19 protein-coding genes are annotated in these 21,896 nt (G+C 69.9%); 8 read left to right on the forward strand and 11 right to left on the reverse strand.

Features of this window, described 5'->3' with window-relative positions; translation table 11 throughout:
- Positions 1-636: 636 nt before the first annotated feature.
- Together AB0D12_RS18580 and AB0D12_RS18585 are read right to left on the reverse strand one after the other, a co-directional pair.
- On the reverse strand, positions 637-1,647 hold the full coding sequence (locus AB0D12_RS18580; protein ID WP_362683511.1) for a pyridoxal-phosphate dependent enzyme: 1,011 nt from the start codon (positions 1,645-1,647) through the stop codon (positions 637-639).
- A 340-nt stretch (positions 1,648-1,987) separates the two neighbouring features.
- Entirely contained in the window at positions 1,988-2,971 is a 984-nt protein-coding gene (locus AB0D12_RS18585) for a LysR family transcriptional regulator (RefSeq protein WP_362683514.1), read from the reverse strand.
- 163 nt (positions 2,972-3,134) lie between these two features.
- Between AB0D12_RS18585 and AB0D12_RS18590 the strand changes: the two genes are divergently transcribed.
- Positions 3,135-4,265 (forward strand): M6 family metalloprotease domain-containing protein, encoded by a 1,131-nt coding sequence (locus AB0D12_RS18590; RefSeq protein WP_362684067.1) that lies wholly within the window; start codon positions 3,135-3,137, stop codon positions 4,263-4,265.
- A 57-nt stretch (positions 4,266-4,322) separates the two neighbouring features.
- On the opposite strand, the gene AB0D12_RS18595 is transcribed toward AB0D12_RS18590, so the two are convergent.
- From AB0D12_RS18595 to AB0D12_RS18615, 5 genes are read right to left on the reverse strand one after another with little or no spacing between them, the layout of a single operon-like run.
- A complete protein-coding gene (locus AB0D12_RS18595; protein ID WP_362683517.1) occupies positions 4,323-5,321 on the reverse strand; it encodes an oligopeptide/dipeptide ABC transporter ATP-binding protein in 999 nt (332 codons plus the stop codon).
- Positions 5,318-6,322, reverse strand: coding sequence for an ABC transporter ATP-binding protein (locus tag AB0D12_RS18600; RefSeq protein ID WP_362683520.1), 1,005 nt, complete (start codon positions 6,320-6,322; stop codon positions 5,318-5,320). The genes AB0D12_RS18595 and AB0D12_RS18600 overlap by 4 nt, the downstream gene beginning before the upstream one ends.
- The gene (locus AB0D12_RS18605; protein ID WP_362683523.1) at positions 6,322-7,308 is read right to left on the reverse strand and encodes an ABC transporter permease; all 987 of its coding nucleotides are present in this window, start codon (positions 7,306-7,308) and stop codon (positions 6,322-6,324) included. Before AB0D12_RS18605 ends, AB0D12_RS18600 begins: the two co-directional genes overlap by 1 nt.
- Positions 7,305-8,237: an ABC transporter permease gene (locus AB0D12_RS18610; protein WP_362683526.1), complete on the reverse strand. Its 933-nt coding sequence runs from the start codon at positions 8,235-8,237 to the stop codon at positions 7,305-7,307. The genes AB0D12_RS18605 and AB0D12_RS18610 overlap by 4 nt, the downstream gene beginning before the upstream one ends.
- 14 nt (positions 8,238-8,251) lie before the next feature.
- Entirely contained in the window at positions 8,252-10,003 is a 1,752-nt protein-coding gene (locus tag AB0D12_RS18615; RefSeq protein ID WP_362683528.1) for an ABC transporter substrate-binding protein, read from the reverse strand.
- Between the two features lie 197 nt (positions 10,004-10,200).
- Between AB0D12_RS18615 and AB0D12_RS18620 the strand changes: the two genes are divergently transcribed.
- The 7 genes from AB0D12_RS18620 to AB0D12_RS18650 all read left to right on the forward strand — a co-directional run bounded on the left by AB0D12_RS18620 (position 10,201) and on the right by AB0D12_RS18650 (position 18,281).
- Positions 10,201-11,355, forward strand: a complete 1,155-nt coding sequence (locus tag AB0D12_RS18620; RefSeq protein WP_362683531.1) for an FAD-dependent oxidoreductase — start codon at positions 10,201-10,203, stop codon at positions 11,353-11,355.
- Between the two features lie 33 nt (positions 11,356-11,388).
- On the forward strand, positions 11,389-11,703 hold the full coding sequence (locus AB0D12_RS18625) for a (2Fe-2S)-binding protein (RefSeq protein ID WP_362683534.1): 315 nt from the start codon (positions 11,389-11,391) through the stop codon (positions 11,701-11,703).
- Entirely contained in the window at positions 11,684-13,147 is a 1,464-nt protein-coding gene (locus AB0D12_RS18630; RefSeq protein ID WP_362683537.1) for an NAD(P)/FAD-dependent oxidoreductase, read from the forward strand. The genes AB0D12_RS18625 and AB0D12_RS18630 overlap by 20 nt, the downstream gene beginning before the upstream one ends.
- 73 nt (positions 13,148-13,220) lie before the next feature.
- A complete protein-coding gene (locus AB0D12_RS18635) occupies positions 13,221-14,129 on the forward strand; it encodes a dihydrodipicolinate synthase family protein (RefSeq protein ID WP_362683540.1) in 909 nt (302 codons plus the stop codon).
- Between the two features lie 66 nt (positions 14,130-14,195).
- Positions 14,196-15,557, forward strand: coding sequence for an aldehyde dehydrogenase family protein (locus AB0D12_RS18640; RefSeq protein WP_362683543.1), 1,362 nt, complete (start codon positions 14,196-14,198; stop codon positions 15,555-15,557).
- Between the two features lie 206 nt (positions 15,558-15,763).
- On the forward strand, positions 15,764-17,029 hold the full coding sequence (locus tag AB0D12_RS18645) for an alpha/beta fold hydrolase (RefSeq protein ID WP_362683546.1): 1,266 nt from the start codon (positions 15,764-15,766) through the stop codon (positions 17,027-17,029).
- A gap of 64 nt (positions 17,030-17,093) precedes the next feature.
- Positions 17,094-18,281: a M6 family metalloprotease domain-containing protein gene (locus AB0D12_RS18650; protein ID WP_362683549.1), complete on the forward strand. Its 1,188-nt coding sequence runs from the start codon at positions 17,094-17,096 to the stop codon at positions 18,279-18,281.
- A gap of 55 nt (positions 18,282-18,336) precedes the next feature.
- Here AB0D12_RS18650 and AB0D12_RS18655 read toward each other — a convergent pair whose 3' ends face one another.
- The 4 genes from AB0D12_RS18655 to AB0D12_RS18670 all read right to left on the reverse strand — a co-directional run bounded on the left by AB0D12_RS18655 (position 18,337) and on the right by AB0D12_RS18670 (position 21,896).
- Positions 18,337-19,437 (reverse strand): mechanosensitive ion channel family protein, encoded by a 1,101-nt coding sequence (locus AB0D12_RS18655; protein WP_362683552.1) that lies wholly within the window; start codon positions 19,435-19,437, stop codon positions 18,337-18,339.
- Positions 19,438-19,658: 221 nt separating this feature from the next.
- Positions 19,659-20,312: a hypothetical protein gene (locus AB0D12_RS18660; protein ID WP_362683555.1), complete on the reverse strand. Its 654-nt coding sequence runs from the start codon at positions 20,310-20,312 to the stop codon at positions 19,659-19,661.
- Positions 20,313-20,788: 476 nt separating this feature from the next.
- On the reverse strand, positions 20,789-20,998 hold the full coding sequence (locus AB0D12_RS18665; protein ID WP_327327501.1) for a Trm112 family protein: 210 nt from the start codon (positions 20,996-20,998) through the stop codon (positions 20,789-20,791).
- Positions 20,988-21,896, reverse strand: coding sequence for a DMT family transporter (locus tag AB0D12_RS18670; protein WP_362683558.1), 909 nt, complete (start codon positions 21,894-21,896; stop codon positions 20,988-20,990). The genes AB0D12_RS18665 and AB0D12_RS18670 overlap by 11 nt, the downstream gene beginning before the upstream one ends.

The following is a 21,896-nucleotide window of genomic DNA, read 5'->3' on the forward strand; positions in this document are numbered from 1 at the left end:
GCTAAGCCTGGTGCGACGGGTACGCCGGACGCTGCGGGTGGTGTGGAGAGGCCTGAGGTTGCGGCGGGTTCGGCTGCTAAGCCTGGTGCGACGGGTACGCCGGACGCTGCGGGTGGTGTGGAGAGGCCTGAGGTTGCGGCGGGTTCGGCTGCTAAGCCTGGTGCGACGGGTGCGCCGGACGCTGCGGGTGGTGTGGAGAGGCCCGAGGTTGCGGCCGGGCCGGCTGCTGCTAAGCCTGGTGCGACGGGCGCGCCGGACACTGCGGGTGATGTGGAGAAACCTCAGGTTGCGGCGGGGTCGGGTGCCGGTACGCCTGGCGCGCAGAGCACGCAGGACGCCGGTGAGAACGGCCTGGCGCAGGACGGCAGCAGCAGCGAGCGCCAAGCCGGACCGGGCGGGCTTGCGGCTACTGGCGCCCAGCTGTGGCCTTCTGCGGCCGGAGCTGTGCTGCTGATCGCAGGCATCGTGCTTCTCCGGACGCGCACCCGCCATGAGACCGCACGTCGTCGATGAAGACCGTCCCACTCATGCCCTGGCCGGACCCGCAGCGCAGGTCCGGCCAGGGCTGACGCCGCCCGCCCGATGCGCTGCATCGAATGCACCGCGTAGGTGTTGTCGAGGTCGAGCCGGTGGTGCTCAGAGGTCGTCCCTGGGGCCGTGGGTATGGAGGAACAGAACAGGGCCGGTGCCGAGGCGACCGTCGGCCGCCATCGCGAGCAGGGCAGCCAGCGCTTTCGCCGTGTACACGGGCTCAAGCTCCATGTGCGCACTGTCGGCGGCGAGTCGCTGCGCCTCAACGGCCTGCGGTGTGGCGTAACCGTAGCCCGGGCCCAGCCAGTCCCGCACCATCGTCACGTGGTCGGGCGCGATCTGGATCGGAGGAAGGTTCGCGCCCCGCCTGCGAAGCAAACGCTCGGTTTTCCTGGCCAGCGTGACCACGGCTTGCGCGTCCAGCCGAAGCGTGTGGTTGACGACGACGCCCACCACTCGGGTGCGGCGCAGCCCTGCCAGCCGGAGGCCGAGAGCCAGCCCCGCGGCTGTACCCCCTGAGCCGACGGCGGTGACCACATGCGAGGGTTCCGGCAGGGCTCCGTCCGCTACCTGGGCCGCGAGCTCGAGGGCTGCTTCGACGTACCCGAGCGTACCGACCGGTGCCGATCCGCCCGCCGGCAGGAAGTATGGCAGCCGTCTCCCCGTGGCATGGCGAAGAAAGAGCCAGGGGGCGGCGGCGATTGTCCGATTCTTGGTACGGGTGAAGTGCAGGGTGGCACCGGACCGTCGAAGCCGCTCCAGTTGTGCCCGGACGTGGTCGTCGACCGGTTGGTCGATCAGGGCGAGCGCGGTGGTCAGGCCCTGCTCCCGAGCGTAAAGAGCCGTGGCCAGACCCCAGTTCGTACCGAGACCACCCACTGTGAGGATGGTTCGTGTCCCACGGCGTTGCACATCGGGGAGGATCCACTCAAGCTTGCGGATCTTGTTGCCACCCCACCCGCCCGAGCCGAACCCGCTCTCGTCCTTGCACCACAGCGAGATCCCGTGTGCCAACCCGGTCAGCTCGCGTACGGGCGTCGGCCGATCGCCGAGCGGGAGGTACGGCAATGAGGTGACCAGCTGTGGAAACCGCCGGTGCAGCAGCGGTCCTCTCATACCGGTCCGACCTCTCCTCCAAGCGCTCACGAAGAGGACCAAGGCTGCCCTCTTCGGGCGGCGCGGCGTCGATCTCTCGGCTCTCTGTACCGAGAGCAACTGTCCACGACAAGGCGCCGGACCGCAATGCCGACCCGGGTGCCAGGGTCGGGAAGACGGCGGTGCCGGCAGGCCGGTGCAGGGCCGCCGCGCGTTCGGCCGAGTCCCCCTGCGTTGCAGGCCTTCGGAGCGGCCCGCTCCACCAGCAGCCCGACCAGCTGGTCAGCCACGACCGCGGCCTCGACAGCCACCTCCGGCTGCGACAACGGCTTCGTCAGCCGCGTGCCCCTCGCCCATGGGTTCAGGTTCTGGTCTCCGCCGATCCGGCCGATTGCGGATGCCGTTCTCGCCAGCGTGCGTACGCAGGGCTGGCGGCGCAGGTGTCCAGATAGCCGGCGGCGACTCTGCGGTGGATTTCGGCACCGTGTGCGGCGAGAGCGCCGTCGCGGTGCCAGGCCAGAACATGCCGGTACCACAGAGGATTTCCGGCGAGGGGACGGACAGCGACGCCCGGGGCCTCGATGAACGTGGCCTGGCAGAGGCTGACGGCCAAGCCGGCCCGTACGATCTCGATCAACTGCCGCCCCTCGGCTTCGTACGGGGTGAACGGACGGCGACCTGCCTGAGCGCAGACGGACGACCAGTATTCGCGGGTGCGGTCGCTGTCGGGGCGGGGAACTGCCCAGTCCTCGTTCATGAGTTGAGCGAGCGAGACCTCCTCCTGCGCCGCCAGCGGGTGGGCCGTCGGCAGGAGGGCGAATACGGGCTCGGTGACGATCGGGTTGAGCACCACGCCCTCAAGTGGCGGTAGCTCCTGGTCGGGATGGTCGCCGAGCACCGTCGCTTCCAAACGGCCCGCCGCAAGATCGTCGAGCAGAGTTGTGGGGGAGTACTGACAGCGCGAGGTCACTTCGGAGTGGGGCAGCAGCTCCTTTACGGCCAGAATGAGATGGCCGAGCAGGGGGGCGCCGACCGACCCGATGCGGACCCGCTCAGGGGTCGAGGTTCGGCGGGCGGCCAGGGCGGCCCGGGCGGTGTCGGCGAGGAGGTCGTCGATGCCCGGCAGGATGGCGTGCGCCCGGCTCAGTACCAGCTCGCCGAAGGGTGTGGGGACGGCGCCGGCTTGCCTGCGGTCGAAGAGGGCTCCGCCCAGCATGGTCTCAATGCGGCGCAGTTGGGTGCTGAGCCCTGGCTGAGTCATGCGCAGCGAGGCGGCGGCGCGAGTGAGGCTGCCCGCCTCGGCGATCGCGCACACCACCCGCAGATGCCGTACCTCCAGATCCATGGCGTGGATGTTATGGAGCGACGACAGCTTTCGGACAGGGGCGCGCATCCGCAGTCTTATGTGAAATGTCACACGCCATACATCGAGAGGTACTGATCCGGTGAGACAGTCCCACCACTTGACGCCGGCGCACAGGGTGCTTCTGCCTGCGCTGCTCGCCGCCATGCTCCTGCTGCTCCTCGGCACCCCGTCCGCCAATGCGGCCTCAGCCGGCCCATCAGCCTGTGCCCTTGGCGGCACCACCGGCTGGACGGACGAGGGCCACGACACCGACTACTCCGTCTTCCAGCGCCCCGTCGGCACCATCAGGGTCGGCATGATCTTCGTGGACTTCCCGGACACGCCGGCCACCGAGTCTCCGGCCGACGACGCCGCACAGCTCACGCCCGGCGCGGACTGGCTGTGGAACGCCTCGTACGGCAAGGTGTGGCTTGCCATCACCCAGCAGCAGCGCTGGGTTCGGATGCCGCACAACTCCACCGACTACGGCTTCGCACGCGGTCTCGGCCACGAGGCACACGAGGCATACCTCAGGGATGCCGTGACGGCCGCCGACCCGTATGTGGACTTCTCGCGGTACGACATGGTGTACGTCGTCGCGACGAAGAACGCGTCGGCGATCTCCTTCACCCCCACGTACGTGTACGACCCGGGCGCGGCGGGTGTCGTCGCCGACGGCACCAGGATCAAGTGGGCGGTGACCTTCGGCCAGGACATGTGGCACTGGGGTCCGAAGCTGGTCGGCCATGAGACCGCCCACAGCTTCGGGCTGCCGGACCTGTACGCCTTTGACACGGGCACCGATGGCCACCGGTTCGTCGGCGGCTGGGACGTGATGGGTCTGGTTGGGGGGAAGGCGCCGCAGTATTTCGGCTGGGAGTCGTGGAAGCTCGGCTGGACCGATGACAGCCAGGTCTACTGCCAGGCCTCGGCGGGCAGCGGCACGGTGTATCTCACCGCGGTCGAGTACGGCAGCGGCACCAAGTTGGCCGTGGTGCGTACGGGACCGGCGACCGCGTACGTCGTCGAATCCCGCCGGTCGGTCCAGGCGGACACGGCAGCCTGTTCGACCGGCGCGCTGGTCTACAAGGTCGACACATCCGTGCAGACCGGCTACGGACCGATCCGGGTCATGGACGCCAGGCCCAGTGCCACTCCGGCGAGCGGGTGCCGCCCGCTGGACGACGCCCCGTACTGGGCCGGTGAGTCATTCACGGACTCCGCGGCCGGTGTACGGATCGACGTGCTGAGCGCCGATGGCTACGGAGAGACGGTGCGAATCACCAAGTCGTAGCCAGGATTGAACAGTTGTGCCCCGGATCCGTTGTGCGGATCCGGGGCGCGACCGTGTTCAGGCCGCCTCTGGGAAGTGGCAGGCGACCTCCCGCGGCTCGCCGGGTGCGGCGATCCGCAGCAGTGGTGCCTCGGCGCGGCAGATGGCCTGAGCCTTGGGGCAGCGCGGGTGGAAGGTGCAGCCCGGTGGGGGAGAGGCCGGGCTGGGCGGGTCGCCCAGGAGTGTGATGCGCTCACGGGCCCGCTCGGCTGCGGGGTCGGGCAGGGGCACCGCGGAGAGCAGCGCCCGGGTGTAGGGGTGGGCAGGGGCGGCGTACACCCGTTCCTTGTCGCCGATTTCGACGATCCGGCCGAGGTACATGACGGCGACCCGGTCGCAGACCCGCTTGACGACCGAGAGGTCGTGGGCGATGAAGAGGTAGGCCAGGCCGAGCTCCTGCTGGAGGCGTTCCATGAGGTTGACGATCTGGGCCTGTACGGAGACGTCGAGGGCGGAGACGGGCTCGTCGGCGACGACCAGCCGGGGGCTGGTGGCGAGCGAGCGGGCGATGCCGATGCGCTGGGCCTGGCCGCCGGAGAACTCGTGCGGATAGCGGTCGATGTGCTCGGGGATGAGTCCGACCAGGTCCATCAGCTCGGCTGCCCGCTTGCGTGCGTCCGCCGACGAACTCCCTTGCGCCAGAAGGGGGTCGGAGATGATCCGGGCCACGGTCTGGCGCGGATTGAGGGAGGAGTGCGGGTCCTGGAAGACCATCTGGAGTTCGCGGCGCAGTGGCTTGAGTTCGCGCTGGGACAGATGGCTGATGTCGTGGCCGTCGTAGGTGATCGCTCCGGTGGTGGGTTCCAGGAGCCGTACGATCATGCGGCCGGTGGTGGACTTGCCGCAGCCGGACTCGCCGACCAGGCCAAGCGTTTCCCCGGCGGCCACATCGAAGCTGATGCCGTCGACGGCTCGCACGGGATCCGCACGGCGGCGCTTTCCCGGGAAGGCCATCGTTACGTCCCGCACGCTGAGGAGCGGCCGCACGCTGAGGAGTGGCTGAGCTGTACTGGTCATGAGGTGACGCCTTCGTATGCGGGGAGGTGGCAGGCGGCCGGATGCTCGGCCGGTCCGGAGAGCAGGGGCCGTTCGGTCTCGCAGCGCAGCCGCTCGCTCTCCAACGCGCCTGCCGCCCGGGGGCAGCGGGGCGCGAACGCACAGCCGGGGGCGGGTGCCAGCAGGGACGGCGGGCTGCCGGGGATGGCCCGCAGCGGTTCGTCGTCGCTGTCGTCGAGCCGGGGCAGGGAGTCGAGCAGCCCGCGGGTGTAGGGATGGGCGGGGGTTGCGAACAGGGTGTCCACCGGGGCCTGTTCGGCCGCGCGTCCGCCGTACATCACCAGCACCTCGTGGGCGACCCGGGCGACCACCCCGAGATCGTGGGTGATCATGACGACGGCGAGTCCACGCTCCTCCTGCAGCCGGGCGATCAGCTCCAGGATCTGGGCCTGGACGGTGACGTCGAGGGCGGTGGTCGGCTCGTCCGCGATGAGGAGTTCGGGCTCGCAGGCCAGCGCCATGGCGATCATCACGCGCTGGCGCATCCCGCCGGAGAACTGGTGCGGATACTCGCCCGCCCGGCGTTCCGGCTCGGGGATGCCGACCTCGGCGAGCATCTCCACGGCCCGTCTGTGTGCCACCGCACGGCGGGAGTTGAAGTGGACCCGGTGGTGTTCGGCGATCTGCTCGCCGACCGTGTAGTACGGGTGGAGGCTGGAGAGCGGGTCCTGGAAGATCATGGCCATCCGGCGGCCCCGCAGCCGGTTCAGCTCCCGCTCCCGGAGCCCCAGCAGCTCCTGTCCGTCGAGGCTGATCGAGCCGGTGACCTCGGCGGCGGTGTGCAGCCCGAGTACCGCCATCGAGGTGACGGACTTGCCCGAACCGGACTCGCCGACGATGCCCAGGGTGCGGCCCCGGTGGACGTCGAAGCTGAGTGAGTCCACGGCCCGTACCGGCCCCCGCTTCGTCGCGAAGGTGACACTCAAGTCTCGTACGCTCAGCAGAGATTGGCTTCCGGTCATCAGAACCTCACCCTCGGGTCGACGACGGCGTACAGCAGGTCGACGGCCAGGTTGGCGACGACGATGAAGGTGGCGGCGAGCAGCGTGACCCCGAGGATGACCGGCTGGTCCCCGCTGGAGAGCGCGCCGTAGAAAAGCCGGCCGATGCCCGGGAGTCCGAAGATGGACTCGGTGATGACGGCGCCCGCGAGCAGCCCGCCCAGGTCCATGCCGAAGATGGTGAGGATCGGCGTCATGCCGGCCCGCAACCCGTGCTTGACGACGACCGTGCGACGCGGCAGGCCCTTGGCGCGGGCCGTGCGGATGAACGGCTCCGCCATCGTCTCGATCATCGAACTGCGGCTCTGGCGTGCGTACATGGCCGCGTACAGGATGGCGAGTGCCAGCCACGGCAGGAGCAGGTTGGTCGCCCAGTTGACGGGGTCGCTGCCGAAGGACACGTACTGCGGATAGGGGAACAGCCCCGCCACCCGGATCAGCCCGTAGATGAGCATCATCGAGGTGAAGTACACGGGCATCGAGGCGGCGCCGACCGCGCCGATCATCAGGACCCGGTCGAGCAGGGTGTCCTTGCGCAGGGCGGCGGTGACTCCGGCGGTCAGGCCGAGCAGCAGCCACAGCACCGCCGCGCCGAACGCGAGCGAGGCGGAGACCGGAAGCCGGTCCATCAGCAGGCCCCAGACGGACTCGCTGTTCTCGTACGAGTAGCCCAGGCACGGAAAGCCGCAGTGCAGCGCGTACTGGCCGCTGCCCAGGGTGCGGCCGGTGAAGATGCCGCTCAGGAAGTCCCAGAACTGCACCCAGATCGGCTGGTCCAGGCCCATGTGGGCGCGGATCGCCGTCAGGCGTTCGGCGCTGCACGACTTGCCGCAGGCCGCGGCGGCCGGGTCGGAGGGCAGGACGTAGAAGATGGTGAAGGTGACGGCGGCGATCGCGATGAGCACGCCGATCACGCCGAGCAGCCGGCGGCCGAGGTAGCGGGTCATGTGCGGCTTCCCCTCGGGTCGAGGATGTCCCGCAGCGCGTCTCCGAGGAGGGTGAAGGCGAGCACGGCGAGGAAGAGGCAGATGCTCGGGATGACGAAGTACATGGGATCCGTGTCGTAGAAGGCGACGCTCTCGGCGATCATCTGGCCCCAGGAGGGGGTGGGCGGGCGGACGCCGACGCCCAGATAGCTCAGGGCCGCTTCGGTGGCGATCATGCCCGGGATGATCAGGGTGGTGTACGCGATGACGGGCCCGGCGACGCCCGGGAGGATGTCGCGGGTGAGGATCCGCCAGGGCCCCGATCCGCCCACCCGCGCGGCGTCGACGTACTCGCGGTGCTTGAGCGAGAGTGTCTGGCCGCGGACCACGCGGGCGATGCCGGGCCAGCCGAACAGCCCGATCACCGCGGTCATCAGCACGATCCGGTTGACGTCCTTGGCCACCGACATCATCGCGATCATGAAGATGAGGGAGGGGAAGGACATGGTCAGGTCCATGATCCGGCTGAGGACCGCGTCGGTGCGGCCGCCGAAGTAGCCTGCCGCGATCCCGGCCGCCGTGCCCGCGACCACGACGATCGCGGTCGCGGTGAAGGCGATCAGGAGGGAGACCTGGGCGCCGTGCACGACCCGGGCGAACAGGTCGCGGCCGGAGACGGGTTCGACGCCCAGCCAGTGGTCGGCGGAGATCCCGCCGAGCGGTCCGAGCGGCAGACCGCCCAGATAGGGGTCGACGGCGGACTTGTCGAACTCGTCGGGCGACCAGCCGCCCAGTGCGCTCAGCAGGGGCGCGGCGGCGGCCATGACGACGAAGAGCGCGACGATGACAAGGGAGATCTTGACGGAGGTGCGGCGGCGCAGTTCCGCGCGGGCCAGCTGCCAGGGGCCGCTGCCCGCCGGAACCTCCACTGGTGCAGTTGCGGTGGTCATGATCTGTCGAACCCTCAGCCCTGGCTCTTGGAGGGGTCCTTGAGGCCGACTGCGGCGTAGTCGAGCTGACCGCCGAAGGAGGTCTGACCGTAGGCGCCGGCGATGTTGCTGCCGAGCACCAGGGGCCAGCGGCGGACCAGGACCGGTACGGCGGGGGCCTTGGCGAGGATCTCGCCGTCCAGCTGCCGCCAGGCGGTGTTGGCCTGCCTGGCATCGGTCATGGCGGCGATTTCGTCCATCCGCTTCATGGTCGGCTGGTCGCGGAAGAGCGAGTGGTTGCCGGAGTTGCCCTTCTCCTTGATGTAGCGGCCGTCGAAGACGAACGGCAGGAAGGTGGAGCCGGACGGGTAGTCGGGGCACCAGCCCGTGTAGGCGATGTCGGTGCGGTTCTTGGTGTCGCCGATCGTCGCGTAGAACGCCGACGGGTCGACGGTCTCGATGGTGACCTTGATCCCGGCCTTGCCCAGCGACTGCTGGATCGCCTCGGCCCGCCCCTTGTCCCCGGTCGAGACGGTCATCTTCGTCTCGAACCCGTCCGGCTTGCCCGCCTCCTTCAGCAGCTGCTTCGCCTTCTCGACATCCCCGGTCGCGGGGATCTTCAGAGTGTCCGGTTCCTTGCCGTCGAAGAGGGTGGCCGGCATGTAGGCGGTGGACAGGTCGTTGAAGGCGGGGCCGCCCGAGGCAGTGAGCACCGAGTCCCTGTCCAGCGCGTACTGCACCGCCTGACGGACCTTCACATCATTGAACGGAGCCCGCCCGGTGTGCATCTGGACCATGTCCGTGCAGTTGGTCGACTCGGCAATCAGCCGCTTCCGCACCTCCGCGCTGGGCAGCACCTTGGCCGCGCTCTCCGGCCGCAGCGCACCCCAGGAGACGGCGGAGGCGTCCGCGCCCTGGCTGGCGATCAGCCGGTCGTCGATCTGGTTGGCCTTCAGCCCCATCACCATGACCAGCTTGTCCGGGTACGCCTTGCGCACCTCGTCGGTCGAGGCGTCCCAGCTGGCGTTGCGCACAAGCACCAGCTTCTTGCCGCGCTCGTACGACTCGATCTTGTACGGGCCCGAGGAGAACGGCCGGTTGTCGTACTGCGGCCCCTTGTCCTGGCCCTTGGGTACCGGGGCGAAGGTCGGCATGACGGTGGCGTTGGGGAACTCCGCGAAGGGCTTGCGGAGTTCGAAGACGATCGTGTGGTCGTCAGGCGTCCTGATGGAGGCGAGGTGCTTGCCCTCGGCCGGCCCCTGGTAGCCCTCGGCGCCGGCCAGGTAGCGGGCCGCGTAGTCCGCGCCGCCGGGCAGGTCGGGGGAGAAGGACCGCTCCACGTTGTACTTGATGTCCTGCGCGGTGACGGGCGTGCCGTCCTCGTACTTGACTCCCTGCTTGAGGCGGAAGGTCCAGGTCTTGGCGCCGTTGGAGGAGGTGCCGAGGTCGGTTGCGAGGTCCGGGACGAGTTCACCGCCCGCCGTGCCGGGGGCTGCCTTGTAGGTGACCAGGGTGCGGTAGAGCAGCCGGGTCCCGAACTCCATGTCGCTCATCACCCAGTTGCGGGCCGGGTCGAGGTGGGTGAAGTCCTGGTTGGACAGGACCGTGAGGGTGCCGCCCTTCTGTGGAGTGCCGCCGACTGCGGCGCCTTGGTTGGCAGTCGCCGGGTTCTTGCCGCCGGCGCCGTTGCCCGCGGCCGGGTGCTGGGAGCCGGAACAGCCGGCTGTGCCGAGTGCGATGGTCGCCGCCAGGGCGGTAGCGACGGCGGTAAGGGTGCGCTTGTTCATCAGTGGTCACTCCGAGAACAGTCGGCCAGCCAGAGGGCTGGAATGTGACCGGTAACATAGTAATGTGAAATTGCACTGACAAGGCATCGGCGAGTCCGTTACTCACCTGTGTCCGAGGGGGACCGTTGGAGGGGTGAGCGGCGGGCGGATCGCGCGAAACCCTTGGCATCGTCAGTGCTATGTGAAATATTACTGCTGTGCTCACAAGAAACACCTCGGACGTCATCGTCGTCGGTGCGGGCGTGGTCGGCGCGGCCTGTGCCTACTACGCGGCCCGAGCCGGCCTCTCCGTCACCGTGATCGACCGCGGCCCCGTCGCGGGCGGCAGCACGGGTGCCGGCGAGGGCAACCTCCTGGTCTCCGACAAGGAGCCCGGACCCGAACTCGAACTCGCTTTGCTGTCCACCGGGTTGTGGCGGGAGCTGGCCGAACTGCTCCCGCCGCAGATCGAGTACGAACCCAAGGGCGGCCTCGTCGTCGCCTCCGGGGAGGCCGGGATGCAAGCCCTGCGCGACTTCGCGGCCGGACAGGAGAAGGCCGGTGTGCAGTCGGAGGAAGTCCCGGGGGACGGGTTGAAGGACCTGGAGCCGCATCTGGCCCCCGGCCTGGCAGGTGGCTTCCACTACCCCCAGGATGCGCAGGTCATGCCGGCCCTGGCGGCCGCGCATCTGCTGCGCGCGGGCGGTGACCAGGTGCGCCTCAGGCTCGACGAGGAAGTCACCGGCCTGCTCACCACGGCGGACGGACGGGTGCGGGGGGTGCATACGGTGGCCGGCGATGTGCATGCCCCGTACGTGGTCAACGCCGCCGGCGCCTGGGGTGGCGAGCTGGCCCGGCTTGCGGGCGTCAAGCTTCCCGTGCTGCCCCGCCGCGGTTTCGTCCTTGTCACCGAACCGCTGCCGCGCGTGGTGCGGCACAAGGTGTACTCCGCGGACTATGTCGCCGATGTCGCGAGCGGTTCGGCCGCGCTGCAAACCTCGGCCGTGGTCGAGGGCACCCCGGCGGGCCCCGTCCTGATCGGTGCCAGCCGGGAACGGGTCGGCTTCGACGTCACGTTGTCGACCGAGGTGATGCGCCGTCTGGCGGCGCAGGCCACCGCACTGTTCCCGGTCCTGGCCGGGGTGCGGGCGATGCGGACGTATGCGGGGTTCCGCCCGTACCTGCCCGACCATCTCCCTGCCATCGGCCACGATCCGCGGGTGCCGGGCCTGCTGCACGCCTGCGGTCACGAAGGCGCGGGGATCGGGCTTGCCCCGGCCACCGGGCTGATCGTCGCACGCTGTTTGGACGGCGGTGAACTGCCGCTGGACCTGGGCCCGTTCGAGCCCGGCCGCTTCGAATCCGCCGCTTGACCCTGACCCGTCTGCTACGAGAGGAGGCCCGCAGTGGCCCGTACCCCCACCGACCTGGTCGGGGCGAACCCCGGCCCGTCGTTCGAGATCACGATGGACGGCAGTCCGGTCACCGCCCTGCCCGGGCAGTCCGTCGCCGCAGCCCTGTGGACCGCGGGCATCCTCGCCTGGCGCACCACGCGCAACGCCGGCCGGCCGCGGGGTGTCTTCTGCGGCATCGGGCAGTGCTACGACTGTCTCGCCGTCATCAACGGGGAGCCCAACCGCAGAGCCTGTCTGGTGCCTGCCCGTCCCGGCGACGCGATCACCACCCAGGAGGGACACGGCCATGCCGGCCTCAGCGTCTGACCCGTACGACCTCGCGGTGATCGGAGCGGGCTCCGCCGGTCTCGCGGGCGCCGTCACCGCCGCCGAACTCGGCCTGTCCGTAGCTCTGCTGGACTCCTCGTCCCAGACCGGTGGGCAGTTCTACCGGCATCCGGCGCCCAGCCTGAAGGCGGCGCGGCCCGAGGCCCTGCACCACGACTGGGCTGCCTTCGCCGAGCTCCGCCGGCGCCTGGAGCAGAGCGACGCCGGCCACCTCTACGGACACCATGTCTGGGCGGTCGCCAAGGAGGACCACGGCCTGTGGGCGGTGCACGCCGTCACCGGGGCCGACGGCACCGCAGAGCGGGGGGTGCGGGTACGGGCCCGGACGGTCCTGCTCGCGACGGGGGCGTACGAACGCCAACTGCCCTTTCCTGGCTGGACCTTGCCGGGTGTCGTGGGTGCCGGGGGAGCGCAGGCCATGCTCAAGTCCGGCCTGGTGCTGCCCGGTAAGCGCGTGGTCGTGGCGGGCAGCGGGCCTCTGCTGCTCGCGGTCGCCTCCTCGCTGGCCGCCGCCGGCGCGCAGGTCCCGGCCGTCGTCGAGGCGTCCGGCTATCTGGGATACGCCCGCCATCCCCGCGCGCTCGCGGCCAACCCGCAGAAACTTCTCGAGGCGGCGGTTCACGGTGCCGCTCTGCTGCGGCACCGGGTACGGCTGTGCACCCGAAGCGCGGTCACCGAGGTGCACGGCACCGACCGGGTGGAGGCCGTCACCGTCACCCGGCTCGACCGCGACTGGCGGCCCGTACGGGGGGCGGGCCGGCGGATCGAGTGCGACGCGCTCGCTGTGGGGCACGGCCTTGCCCCGCAGATCGAGCTGGCCACCACACTCGGCTGCGCCACCCGCCCCTTGGCTGACGGGACATCCGCCCTGGCCCTGGACGGCCTTCAGGAAACCTCTGTGCGTGGCCTGTGGGCGGCGGGGGAGACCGGGGGAGTCGGTGGCGCGCAGCTGGCCCGCACGGAAGGGGAACTGGCGGGGCTCGCGTCAGCCGCCAGACTGGACGGGTACCCCGTCCGTGAGGGGCGCGTCCGCGAGCTGCAACGCCGCCGGGACCGGCTGCGCGCCTTCGCCGACGCGATGACCGTCGCCCATGCCCCGGGACCGGGCTGGACGGGCTGGCTGACCGACGACACGGACGTGTGCCGCTGTGAGGAAGTGTCCGCCGGAAGCATCCGTGAAGCCATCGCCGACCTGGGGGCCCGCGACGCACGCACCGTCAAACTCCTGACCCGGGCCGGCATGGGCTGGTGCCAGGGGCGTGTGTGCGGGACGGCTGTAGCTTGCCTGGCAGCCCGCGAGGGCGCCGTGGAATCACCCGCCGAACGCCGTCCGTTCGCCGTGCCTGTTCCGCTCTCGGCACTCGCCTCGCTCGACGAGCCCGCCGAGATCGGGCCCGATACCGCCCCGGGGGTTGACCGCTGACCCGCGGCCCGCCCTCTTGTGGGCGCCACATCCCCCACAGTAAAATGTCACACATTATAGAAAGGCTACCGGCATGACCGCCACCAACTGGAACAGCGCCCGTCCCTGGCGCGGGATCATGGTCGCCACCGCGCTGCCCCTGCGCGACGACCTGTCCGTCGACTACGACGCGTACGCCGAGCATGTCGCCTGGCTGATCGAGAACGGCTGCGACGGCGTCGTGCCGAACGGTTCGCTCGGCGAGTACCAGACCCTCACCGACGAGGAGCGGGCCCGCGTGGTCCGTACCGCCGTCGACGCTGCGGGCGACGGCGCGCGGGTCATGCCCGGCGTCGCCGCCTACGGCAGCGCCGAGGCCCGCCGCTGGGCGGAGCAGGCGGCCGAAGCCCGCTGCGGCTCGGTCCTCCTGCTGCCCCCGAACGCCTACCGGGCCGACGAGCAGGCCGTCCGCGCCCACTATGCCGAGGCCGCCAAGGCGGGGGTGCCGGTCGTCGCGTACAACAATCCCATCGACACCAAGGTGGATCTGACGCCCGGGCTGCTGGCCAAACTGCACGGCGACGGGCACATCGTCGCCGTCAAGGAGTTCACCGGCGATGTACGGCGCGCGTACGAGATCGCCGAACTCGCCCCGGAACTCGACCTGCTGATCGGTGCGGACGACGTCCTGCTCGAACTCGCCGTGGCCGGTGCGGTCGGCTGGATCGCCGGCTACCCCAACGCCTTCCCCGCAAGTTGCGCCGAGCTGTACAACGCCGCTGTCGCCGGTGACCTGGACACCGCCGTGCCGCTCTACAAGTCCCTGCACTCGCTGCTGCGCTGGGATTCGAAGACGGAGTTCGTCCAGTCCATCAAGCTGTCCATGGACATCGTCGGCCGCCGCGGTGGCCCCACCCGCCCGCCGCGCTTCCCTCTCACGGGGGAGATCGAGGCCGGAGTCCGGGCCGCCACCGAGAAGGCCGTCGCCGACGGTCACCACTGACCACGAGAGCCAACGCATGTGTAAGCGACATGTCTTCCACGACCCCTTCCCCGAAGGTTCCCTCCTATGACCAGCCTCGTCTCCCACAACCCGGCCGACCCCACCGACGTACTCGTCAACATCCCGACTCCCGGTGGGTTCACGGTGGTTGATGCCGTCGAGCGGGCCCGCGCCGCCCAACCAGGCTGGCTGATCGGTGGTGCGGCCGCCCGTTCGGCAGCGCTCACCGCGGTCGCCACCGGCATCGAGGCCGCCGCGGACGAGCTTGCCGGACTCGCCGTGCGCGAGGTGGGCAAGCCGCTCGCCGAGGCCCGGGCCGAGGTCGCGCGGACTGCCGCGATCTGGCGGTACTACGCCCAGGCACCGTACGAACCCACCGGCGCCGTCCATGAACCCGCCGCCGGCCCCGGACTCCTCCTCACCCGCCGACGCCCGCACGGCGTCGCGGGCCTCATCACACCCTGGAACTTCCCCTTCGCCATCCCGAGCTGGAAGGCCGCCCCGGCACTCGCCGTGGGCAACGCGGTCGTGCTCAAGCCCGCTCCGGCAGCGACGGCATGTGCCCAGCGTCTTGCCGAGATCGTCCAACAGAGCCTTCCGGCCGGGGTGTTCACCGTGCTTCCCGGCGGCGGAGACGAGGGCAACGCCCTCGTCTCCGCCGCCGACGTCGTCTCCTTCACTGGCTCGACAACTGTCGGCCAGGCAGTCGCACGTGCCGCCACGGCCCGGGGCATCCCGGTGCAGGCGGAGATGGGCGGCCTGAACGCGGCCCTCGTCCTTCCGGACGCCGACATCGAGCGGGCCGCGGTCCACATAGCCGCCGCGATCGCCGGATACGCGGGCCAGAAGTGCACCGCCACCAGCCGCGTGATCGCGGTCGGCGCGGCCCTCGACCCCCTGCGCGAGGCACTCTCCGAGGCGCTGCGGACCGTCCCGGTCGGCGACCCGGCCGCCCCGTCCACTGTGTGCGGACCCCTCATCAACGAACATGCTCGCGATCAGGTCAGCAGTGCCTGGGGCGGGCTCTCGGTACTCGCGGGTGGAACCGTGCCCGACCTTCCCGGCTGGTACGCGGCCCCGACCCTGGTCGAGAAGGTGTCCCCGGGCCACCGGCTGCTGCGCGAGGAGGTCTTCGGGCCCATCGCGGCCCTGCTGCCCGCCGACGACCTCGCCCATGCGGTACGGATCACCAACTCGGTCCCGTACGGCCTGGTCACCTCAGTCCACACCGCGGACCTGGACACGGCCCTCAACGGACTGGATCAGCTCGACACCGGGATGATCCGGATCAACGCCCCGTCCACCGGCGTGGACTTCCACCTGCCTTTCGGCGGCGCCAAGGCATCCAGCCACGGGCCGCGCGAACAGGGGCACGCGGCCTTGGAGTTCTACACCTCGAGCCGCACGTACACCCTGTCACCCGTGTAAACAACGTGACAAGGGGGTTCCGGGTCGCCCAGGTCAACGAGGAGGTGGCCCTGGTCGAGGCGGGCCACGTCTGACTCGGGCGGCACGGCCCTCCATAACGTGGAGTTATGCGGACTTGGGGGCTCCCCGCCGACAGCCGGCCGCACCATGCTGATCCATGCAATGTCACACTTCATGCCGCAGCTCCTGGGCTGTGAAAGGGATCCATGAACCCCGCGTACGCGACCGTCGACCACGTCTTCACCGTCCCCCTGGACCACTCCGCCCCCAACGGGCCGGACATCCAGGTCTTCGCCCGTGAGGTCGTCCACCCGGCCCGCGTCGGCGAGCGACTTCCCTGGCTGCTCTACCTGCAGGGCGGCCCGGGCGGCAAATCACCACGTCCGTCGGCCGGTTCGCCGAGCTGGCTGCCCCAGGCGCTCAAGACCCACCGGGTGCTCCTGCTGGACCAGCGCGGCACCGGCCGCTCCACCCCCGTCACCGCCCGGTCCGCCGCCCGCTTCGCATCACCCGCCCAACTCGCCGCGTATCTCAGCCGTTTCCGTGCGGACGCCGTGGTTGCCGACGCGGAACTGATTCGCCGTCAGCTCTGTGGTGGACAGCCCTGGGAGACACTCGGCCAGAGCTACGGCGGCTTCATCACCCTCACCTACCTTTCCCAGGCGCCCGAGGGCCTGCGGGCCTGCTACGTGACCGGTGGTCTGCCCGGTCTCACCGCCACCGCCGACGACGTATACGCCCGCACCTACCCGCGGGTGCGGCACCGCGTTGTCGACTTCTACGCCCGCTACCCCGACGACGCCCCCCGCCTCCGCAAGATCGCCGATCTCCTCGCGACCGCCGAGGTCCACCTCCCCAATGGAGACCGCCTCACCACCCGCCGCCTGCGCACCCTCGGACTCGCCCTCGGCATGGGCGACGGCTTCGAACGGCTCCATTGGCTGCTCGAAGAATCCCTGGACGGAGATGGCGAGTTGACCGACACCTTCCTCCATCAGGTGATGGCCCTCACCGGCTTCACCGACAATCCGCTGTTCGCCGTGATGCAGGAGACGCTCTACGGTCAGGGCGCGGCTTCGAGCGGCTGGGCCGCTTCGCGGGCGCTCGCGGACCTCCCTGAATTCGCCGAGGACGCGGATCCTCTTCTCCTCACCGGAGAAATGATCTACCCGTGGATGTTCCGCGACATCACGGGTCTGCGCCCCTTCGCGGACGCCGCCGACCTGCAGGCCGAACGCGCCGACTGGCCGCCGCTGTACGACCCCCATCGCCTCGCCGCCAACCAGGTCCCCCTCGCCGCGATCGTCTATCACGACGACATGTATGTGGACGCCGCACTCTCCCTGCGCACCGCGTGCGAGGTCGGTGCCACCCGCGTCTGGATATCCAATGAATGGGAGCACGATGGCGTCACCGCCTCTGGCGGTCGTGTGCTGGCCCGCCTGATGGACCTGGCCGCAGACCGCGCGTAGCCCCATCCTCTTCCGTCCTTCCCCTCCGCTTCCGCCTGCCACCGCCGCCCCCAATGGGAGAGACATGTCCGCCCTGCCGACCCGCCTGCGGCCCCTCACCGCGGTATTCGCCCTCGTCTCCTGTCTCGCCACCCCGACCACGGCCACCGCTGCCACAACTCCCAATTCGCCTGCTCCGGCCGCTGATTGTGCCCTTCCCGGCAAGACCGGCTGGACCGACGAGGGCCACGACACCGATCGGACCCAGTTCCAGCGCTCCACCGGCACCCACCGCGTCCTGACCCTGTTCGTTGACTTCCCCGACGCGCAGGCCACGGACTCCACGGACGCCTACGCCGCCCAACTCGCCCCGGCCGCCGACTGGATGAGCAGAGCCGGCTACGGCCGCTCCCGGCTCGCCATCAGCTCGTTGCACCGCTGGATTCGGATGCCCGCGGACTCCACCTCGTACGGGTTCGCGCGCGGCCTCACTTTCGAGACCCACGAGAAGTACGTCCGCGACGCGATCACCGCCGCCGACCCCTACGCGGACCTCTCCGGGTACGACATGGTCTATGTCGTCCCCACGAAGGCAGCGGCCGCGGTCTCCTTCTCCCCGACCTACCTCCACGACCCCACCACGGCCGGTGTCATCGCCGACGGCACCCGGGTCAAGTGGGCGGTCACCTTCGGGCAGGACATGTGGCGCTGGGGATACAAGGTCGCCGCCCACGAGACCGGTCACACCTTCGGCCTCCCGGACCTGTATTCCTTCACCGGCTCCACCCACCAGTACGCCGGCGGCTGGGACGTCATGGGCAACATCGCGGGACCCGCCCCGCAGTACCTCGGCTGGCACTCGTGGAAGCTCGGCTGGACCCGCGACAACCAGGTCTCCTGCCTGCCCGGCCCCGGACGCCGCACGGTACGGCTGACCCCGGTGGAGCGCCCCGGCGGGACCAGGATCGCCGTACTGCGCACCGGCGAGACCACGGCGTACGTCGCCGAATCCCGCCGCGCCGAGGGCAACGACCAGGGTGCCTGCTCCACCGGCGTCCTCATCTACAAGGTCGATTCCGCCGCCCTGACCGGCGAGGGACCGGTGAGGATCATGAACGCCAACCCGACCGCCACCCCGCCCACTGGTTGCACCCAGCTGGACATGGCCGCATACGCGCCCGGCCAGACCTTCACCGATCCGGACACCGGAGCCCGGATCGATGTCCTCGCGGGCGGCAGGGCAGGGGACGTGGTGCGACTCAGCAAGGCGTGACGGTCAGCCGCGCATATGGAAGGGTGATACAGGAATGCGCCCTGCCCCCCGGTCGTCACACCGCGGGGACCCGATGCGTCGGTGCGGTCATCGGCTCCTCGGCGGAGCGCTGGTGGGGAATCGGCAACTCTCCCTGCTGCACGGCAATGGTCCGCGTCGGAGCGGGGATGCTGATGCCCTCGGCACGGTAGCGGCGGTGCAGACGCTTGATGAACTCGTGCTTGATCCGGTACTGGTCACTGAACTCGCCGACCCCCAGGATCACCGTGAAGCCGATCCTGGAGTCGCCGAACGTGTGGAAACGAACGGCCGGTTCATGGTCGGGCAGGGCGCCGGCGATGTCCGCCATCACGCTCTCGACGACCTCGGTGGTGACCCGCTCGACGTGGTCCAGGTCGCTGTCGTAGCCGACTCCCACCTGGACGTTGAGCGTCATCTGCTGGTCCGGCCGGTGGAAGTTGGTCATGTTGGTGCCGGACAGCTTCGTGTTGGGGATGATCACCAGGTTGCTGGAGAGCTGGCGCACCACGGTGTTGCGCCAGTTGATGTCGACGACATAGCCCTCCTCGCCGCTGCTGAGCCTGATGTAGTCACCGGGCTGCACCGTTCTGGAAGCGAGGATGTGCACTCCTGCGAAGAGGTTGGCCAGAGTGTCCTGCAAGGCCAGGGCGACTGCCAGACCTCCCACGCCCAGCGCGGTGAGCAGCGGGGCGATGGAGACGCCCAGGGTCTCCAGTACGACAAGGAAGCCCATTGCCAGCACCACGACGCGCGTGATGTTCACGAATATGGTGGCCGACCCGGCGACACCGGACCTGGACTGCGCCACGGCCTGCACCATCCCGGCGACGATCCTCGCGGCCGTGAGGGTCGCGGCCATGATGAGCACGGCGGTGAGCGTCATGGTGACGTTGCGTCCGACCCTGGCGTTCAGTGGCAGTACCGACGCCGCGACCGCCACGCCGCCGGTGATCGCTGCCCAGGGGGCCAGTGCCCGCAGGGCGTCAACAAGGATGTCGTCGCCGCTCCAACGCGTTCTGCCGGCCCGTTCGCCGAGCCATTTCAGGATCACGAGCAGCAGCAGGGCGGCCGCGATGCCTGCGGCCACCGCGATTCCGGCGACGATCACGTCGTGCAGTGTGAGGTCCCGGTTCACCGCTTTCCTCCCGTTGCGCGGGGAAGTGTGCGGACGGCGGGGGTTGCCGCTGTGAGCCGGATGTGATGTGTCGTCACCATGCCACCTGTGCAGTCTGGGAGGGTGTTGTGCGGTCGCGTCGGGTCGTACGGAGTCCACGCGGCGCGACCTGTCATCCTGCCGCACGCCGCAGGCAGCAGTGCAGGTGGGCCACCTCGGCACAGCGCTGGGGCGCGCCGAGCTCAGTGGGCGAGGAGCATGTAGGTGTTCTCCAGCTCGTCCTGCACGACGTGGGCATCTCCCGCGACCGTCCGCACGAGAAGGTCGTCTTCCGGGGTGTGGACCCGGTACCGCCAGCCTTGCGGGAGTCGCAGCCGCCGGCCGAGCGTGGCCAGAGTTTCCATCGTCTGGCTGTCGTCCACGGTGTGGGAGTACGCCTGGAGGACGTATGTGCGGTCGCCCGGGGCGATCAGCTCGTGCACCGGTTTGCCGCTGGACAGGATGTACTCGGTGTCCCGTTTCACCGTGGTATCGACGTAGAACTTCCTGGCCGTCGCCCCGGTGGGGTCGATCTCCGCGGGGATGCGGACCTCGGCCACCCAGCGGGCCTCCAGGCCGTCGAACATCGCGGCGTCCCCCCACTGGAACGTCGTGACCTCGTCGATCGTCCAGAAGCGGGGTCCGTTCAGGAACACCATCGGCACGTGGAATTGCTCCGCCAGCGCACGGGGGTCGAGCGCGTTCCACTGCTCCGGCGGACAGTCGTTGAGACCGAAGGTGTTGTAGACGGCGGCCTTGAGATGACCGTCCTCGCCCGGCGAGATCAGAAGGATCTCGCCGTAGCGAGCGTTTCGCATACCGCTCACGTGCCGGGACGCTTTCGTCGTGTGGGACATGGCTCCTCCTTCTCACAGCCCGTCTCCGCTCCTGCGCGGACACCACCTGTGGGGCCGGGCCCGCAGGCGGGCGGGGCCGGGCAGTGCCGCGGGTCTCCACTCCATCAAGAGCAGCACACGCGTGGTGAAGTCGCACGCCGTCCCCGGTGGCGTCGAGCGACGGCCGGGCGGGCAGACGGCGCTGACCGCCTGGGCGGCGAGGGGCGGAGCGGCATCCGAGGCGGTCAGGAGTGATTCTCGGGTGGTGCGGTCGGGTCGGCGCGGGCCACGAAGTCGATGGCCTGGGCCTCGATGTGTACGGCGCCGAGTGCTGCCGCTCAGCGGGCGATCTCATGTGCCGGTGCTGTGGCTCCCGCCTCGTCGCCGCTGTCGCGGGCCAGGAGGGCCGGCAGCATCTGCGGATGAGGCCCGCGGGGTCACACCCCACCCGTCGCCGGCGACTCAGGAAGGCGCATAGCCGCCGTCGGCGGCGAATGTCAGGGACCGATTCGTCTGAGGATCCGCTCGTGCTCCTCGTCGGGCACCCGGGCACCGGAGGAGGGCAGCAGTTGCGGTATTCCATCGATGATCGGATAGCGCCGGTGCAGCCGCGGGTTGTAGAGGATCTCCTCGGGCAGGAGCAGCGTCAGCTGCCCCTTGTCGATCGGGCAGACGATGATCCGGAGCAGGGGATCGTCAGGCTTCATGAGCCAACTCCTTTGCCGGGGTGGGGGGTTCGTCATGGCGCGGAAGCATCAGCAGGACGGAGACGGCGAGTACGGTGCCGCCGAGTCGCAGGGCGAGCCGCAGCGGGTCTCCCGGCAGGGACTCGCCGAAGACGAAAGTGCCGAGCGCGGCCGTGAACAGACAGGTGACGGTGGTGCACACGGGCACGATCAGAGATGCCCGGCAGCGCTGCAGCGCGGTCTGGGACAGGATCAGGCCGGTGACCGAGGTGACGAGCAGGAGGTACGGATAGGGCGACCTCAGCAGGGCGAGGACCGCGTCTCCGATACCGCGGGTCGTCAGATGACCGGAGACGCCCTTGATGGCGAGCGAGCTGACGCCGTACAACAGGCCGACAGCGACGCCGTATTCGACGCCCGCGGTCGGCATCCGGTGACGGCGGCGGGTCCGGCGTTCCACGGACCGGTACAGCCACAGCCCCGCCGCGAGCGCGGGCAGGCAGATCAGCAGGACACGGCCTGCCGAGGCATGCCCGCCCACGGCGTCGGAGCGCTGGAGGGAGGCCACGACCATCAGCAGGGCGAGGGTGATCACGACCACGCCACGTCGCTCGCGGCCGCTGGGGCGCTCGCCCAGCACGACCGAGGAGAGCAGAAGCAGCAGCACGAGACCGGAGACGAAGATGCCCTGCGCGGCCGCGATGGGAAGGGTGCGGTAGACGGCCAGCTGTGCCGCGAAGCCGGCGGCGAGCGCGAGCGAACCGCCGAGCCACATCGGGCTCCCGATGAGCAACCGTACGACTCGGGCCGGCTGTCCCGTGTTCAGTCGCGGCAGACGGGACAACGCCCGCTTCTCGAGTACGAAGCCTGTGCTGTAGAAGACGTTGGCCAGCAGAGCCGATGCCACCCCCCACCACAT

Origin of the sequence: Streptomyces sp. NPDC048479 (assembly GCF_040651435.1) — a bacterium.
Lineage (GTDB): Bacteria > Actinomycetota > Actinomycetes > Streptomycetales > Streptomycetaceae > Streptomyces.

Excerpts from the sequence above, each read along its gene's own strand:
- AB0D12_RS18595 (WP_362683517.1), bottom strand. The coding sequence starts at position 5,321 with ATGACCAGTACAGCTCAGCCACTCCTCAGCGTGCGGCCGCTCCTCAGC.
- AB0D12_RS18635 (WP_362683540.1), top strand. The coding sequence starts at position 13,221 with ATGACCGCCACCAACTGGAACAGCGCCCGTCCCTGGCGCGGGATCATG.
- AB0D12_RS18605 (WP_362683523.1), bottom strand. The coding sequence starts at position 7,308 with ATGACCCGCTACCTCGGCCGCCGGCTGCTCGGCGTGATCGGCGTGCTC.
- AB0D12_RS18670 (WP_362683558.1), bottom strand. The coding sequence starts at position 21,896 with ATGTGGTGGGGGGTGGCATCGGCTCTGCTGGCCAACGTCTTCTACAGC.
- AB0D12_RS18600 (WP_362683520.1), bottom strand. The coding sequence starts at position 6,322 with ATGACCGGAAGCCAATCTCTGCTGAGCGTACGAGACTTGAGTGTCACC.
- AB0D12_RS18615 (WP_362683528.1), bottom strand. The coding sequence starts at position 10,003 with ATGAACAAGCGCACCCTTACCGCCGTCGCTACCGCCCTGGCGGCGACC.
- AB0D12_RS18640 (WP_362683543.1), top strand. The coding sequence starts at position 14,196 with ATGACCAGCCTCGTCTCCCACAACCCGGCCGACCCCACCGACGTACTC.
- AB0D12_RS18610 (WP_362683526.1), bottom strand. The coding sequence starts at position 8,237 with ATGACCACCGCAACTGCACCAGTGGAGGTTCCGGCGGGCAGCGGCCCC.
- AB0D12_RS18630 (WP_362683537.1), top strand. The coding sequence starts at position 11,684 with ATGCCGGCCTCAGCGTCTGACCCGTACGACCTCGCGGTGATCGGAGCG.
- AB0D12_RS18665 (WP_327327501.1), bottom strand. The coding sequence starts at position 20,998 with ATGAAGCCTGACGATCCCCTGCTCCGGATCATCGTCTGCCCGATCGAC.
- AB0D12_RS18585 (WP_362683514.1), bottom strand. The coding sequence starts at position 2,971 with ATGGATCTGGAGGTACGGCATCTGCGGGTGGTGTGCGCGATCGCCGAG.
- AB0D12_RS18660 (WP_362683555.1), bottom strand. The coding sequence starts at position 20,312 with ATGTCCCACACGACGAAAGCGTCCCGGCACGTGAGCGGTATGCGAAAC.
- AB0D12_RS18590 (WP_362684067.1), top strand. The coding sequence starts at position 3,135 with ATGCTCCTGCTGCTCCTCGGCACCCCGTCCGCCAATGCGGCCTCAGCC.
- AB0D12_RS18580 (WP_362683511.1), bottom strand. The coding sequence starts at position 1,647 with ATGAGAGGACCGCTGCTGCACCGGCGGTTTCCACAGCTGGTCACCTCA.
- AB0D12_RS18645 (WP_362683546.1), top strand. The coding sequence starts at position 15,764 with ATGAACCCCGCGTACGCGACCGTCGACCACGTCTTCACCGTCCCCCTG.
- AB0D12_RS18650 (WP_362683549.1), top strand. The coding sequence starts at position 17,094 with ATGTCCGCCCTGCCGACCCGCCTGCGGCCCCTCACCGCGGTATTCGCC.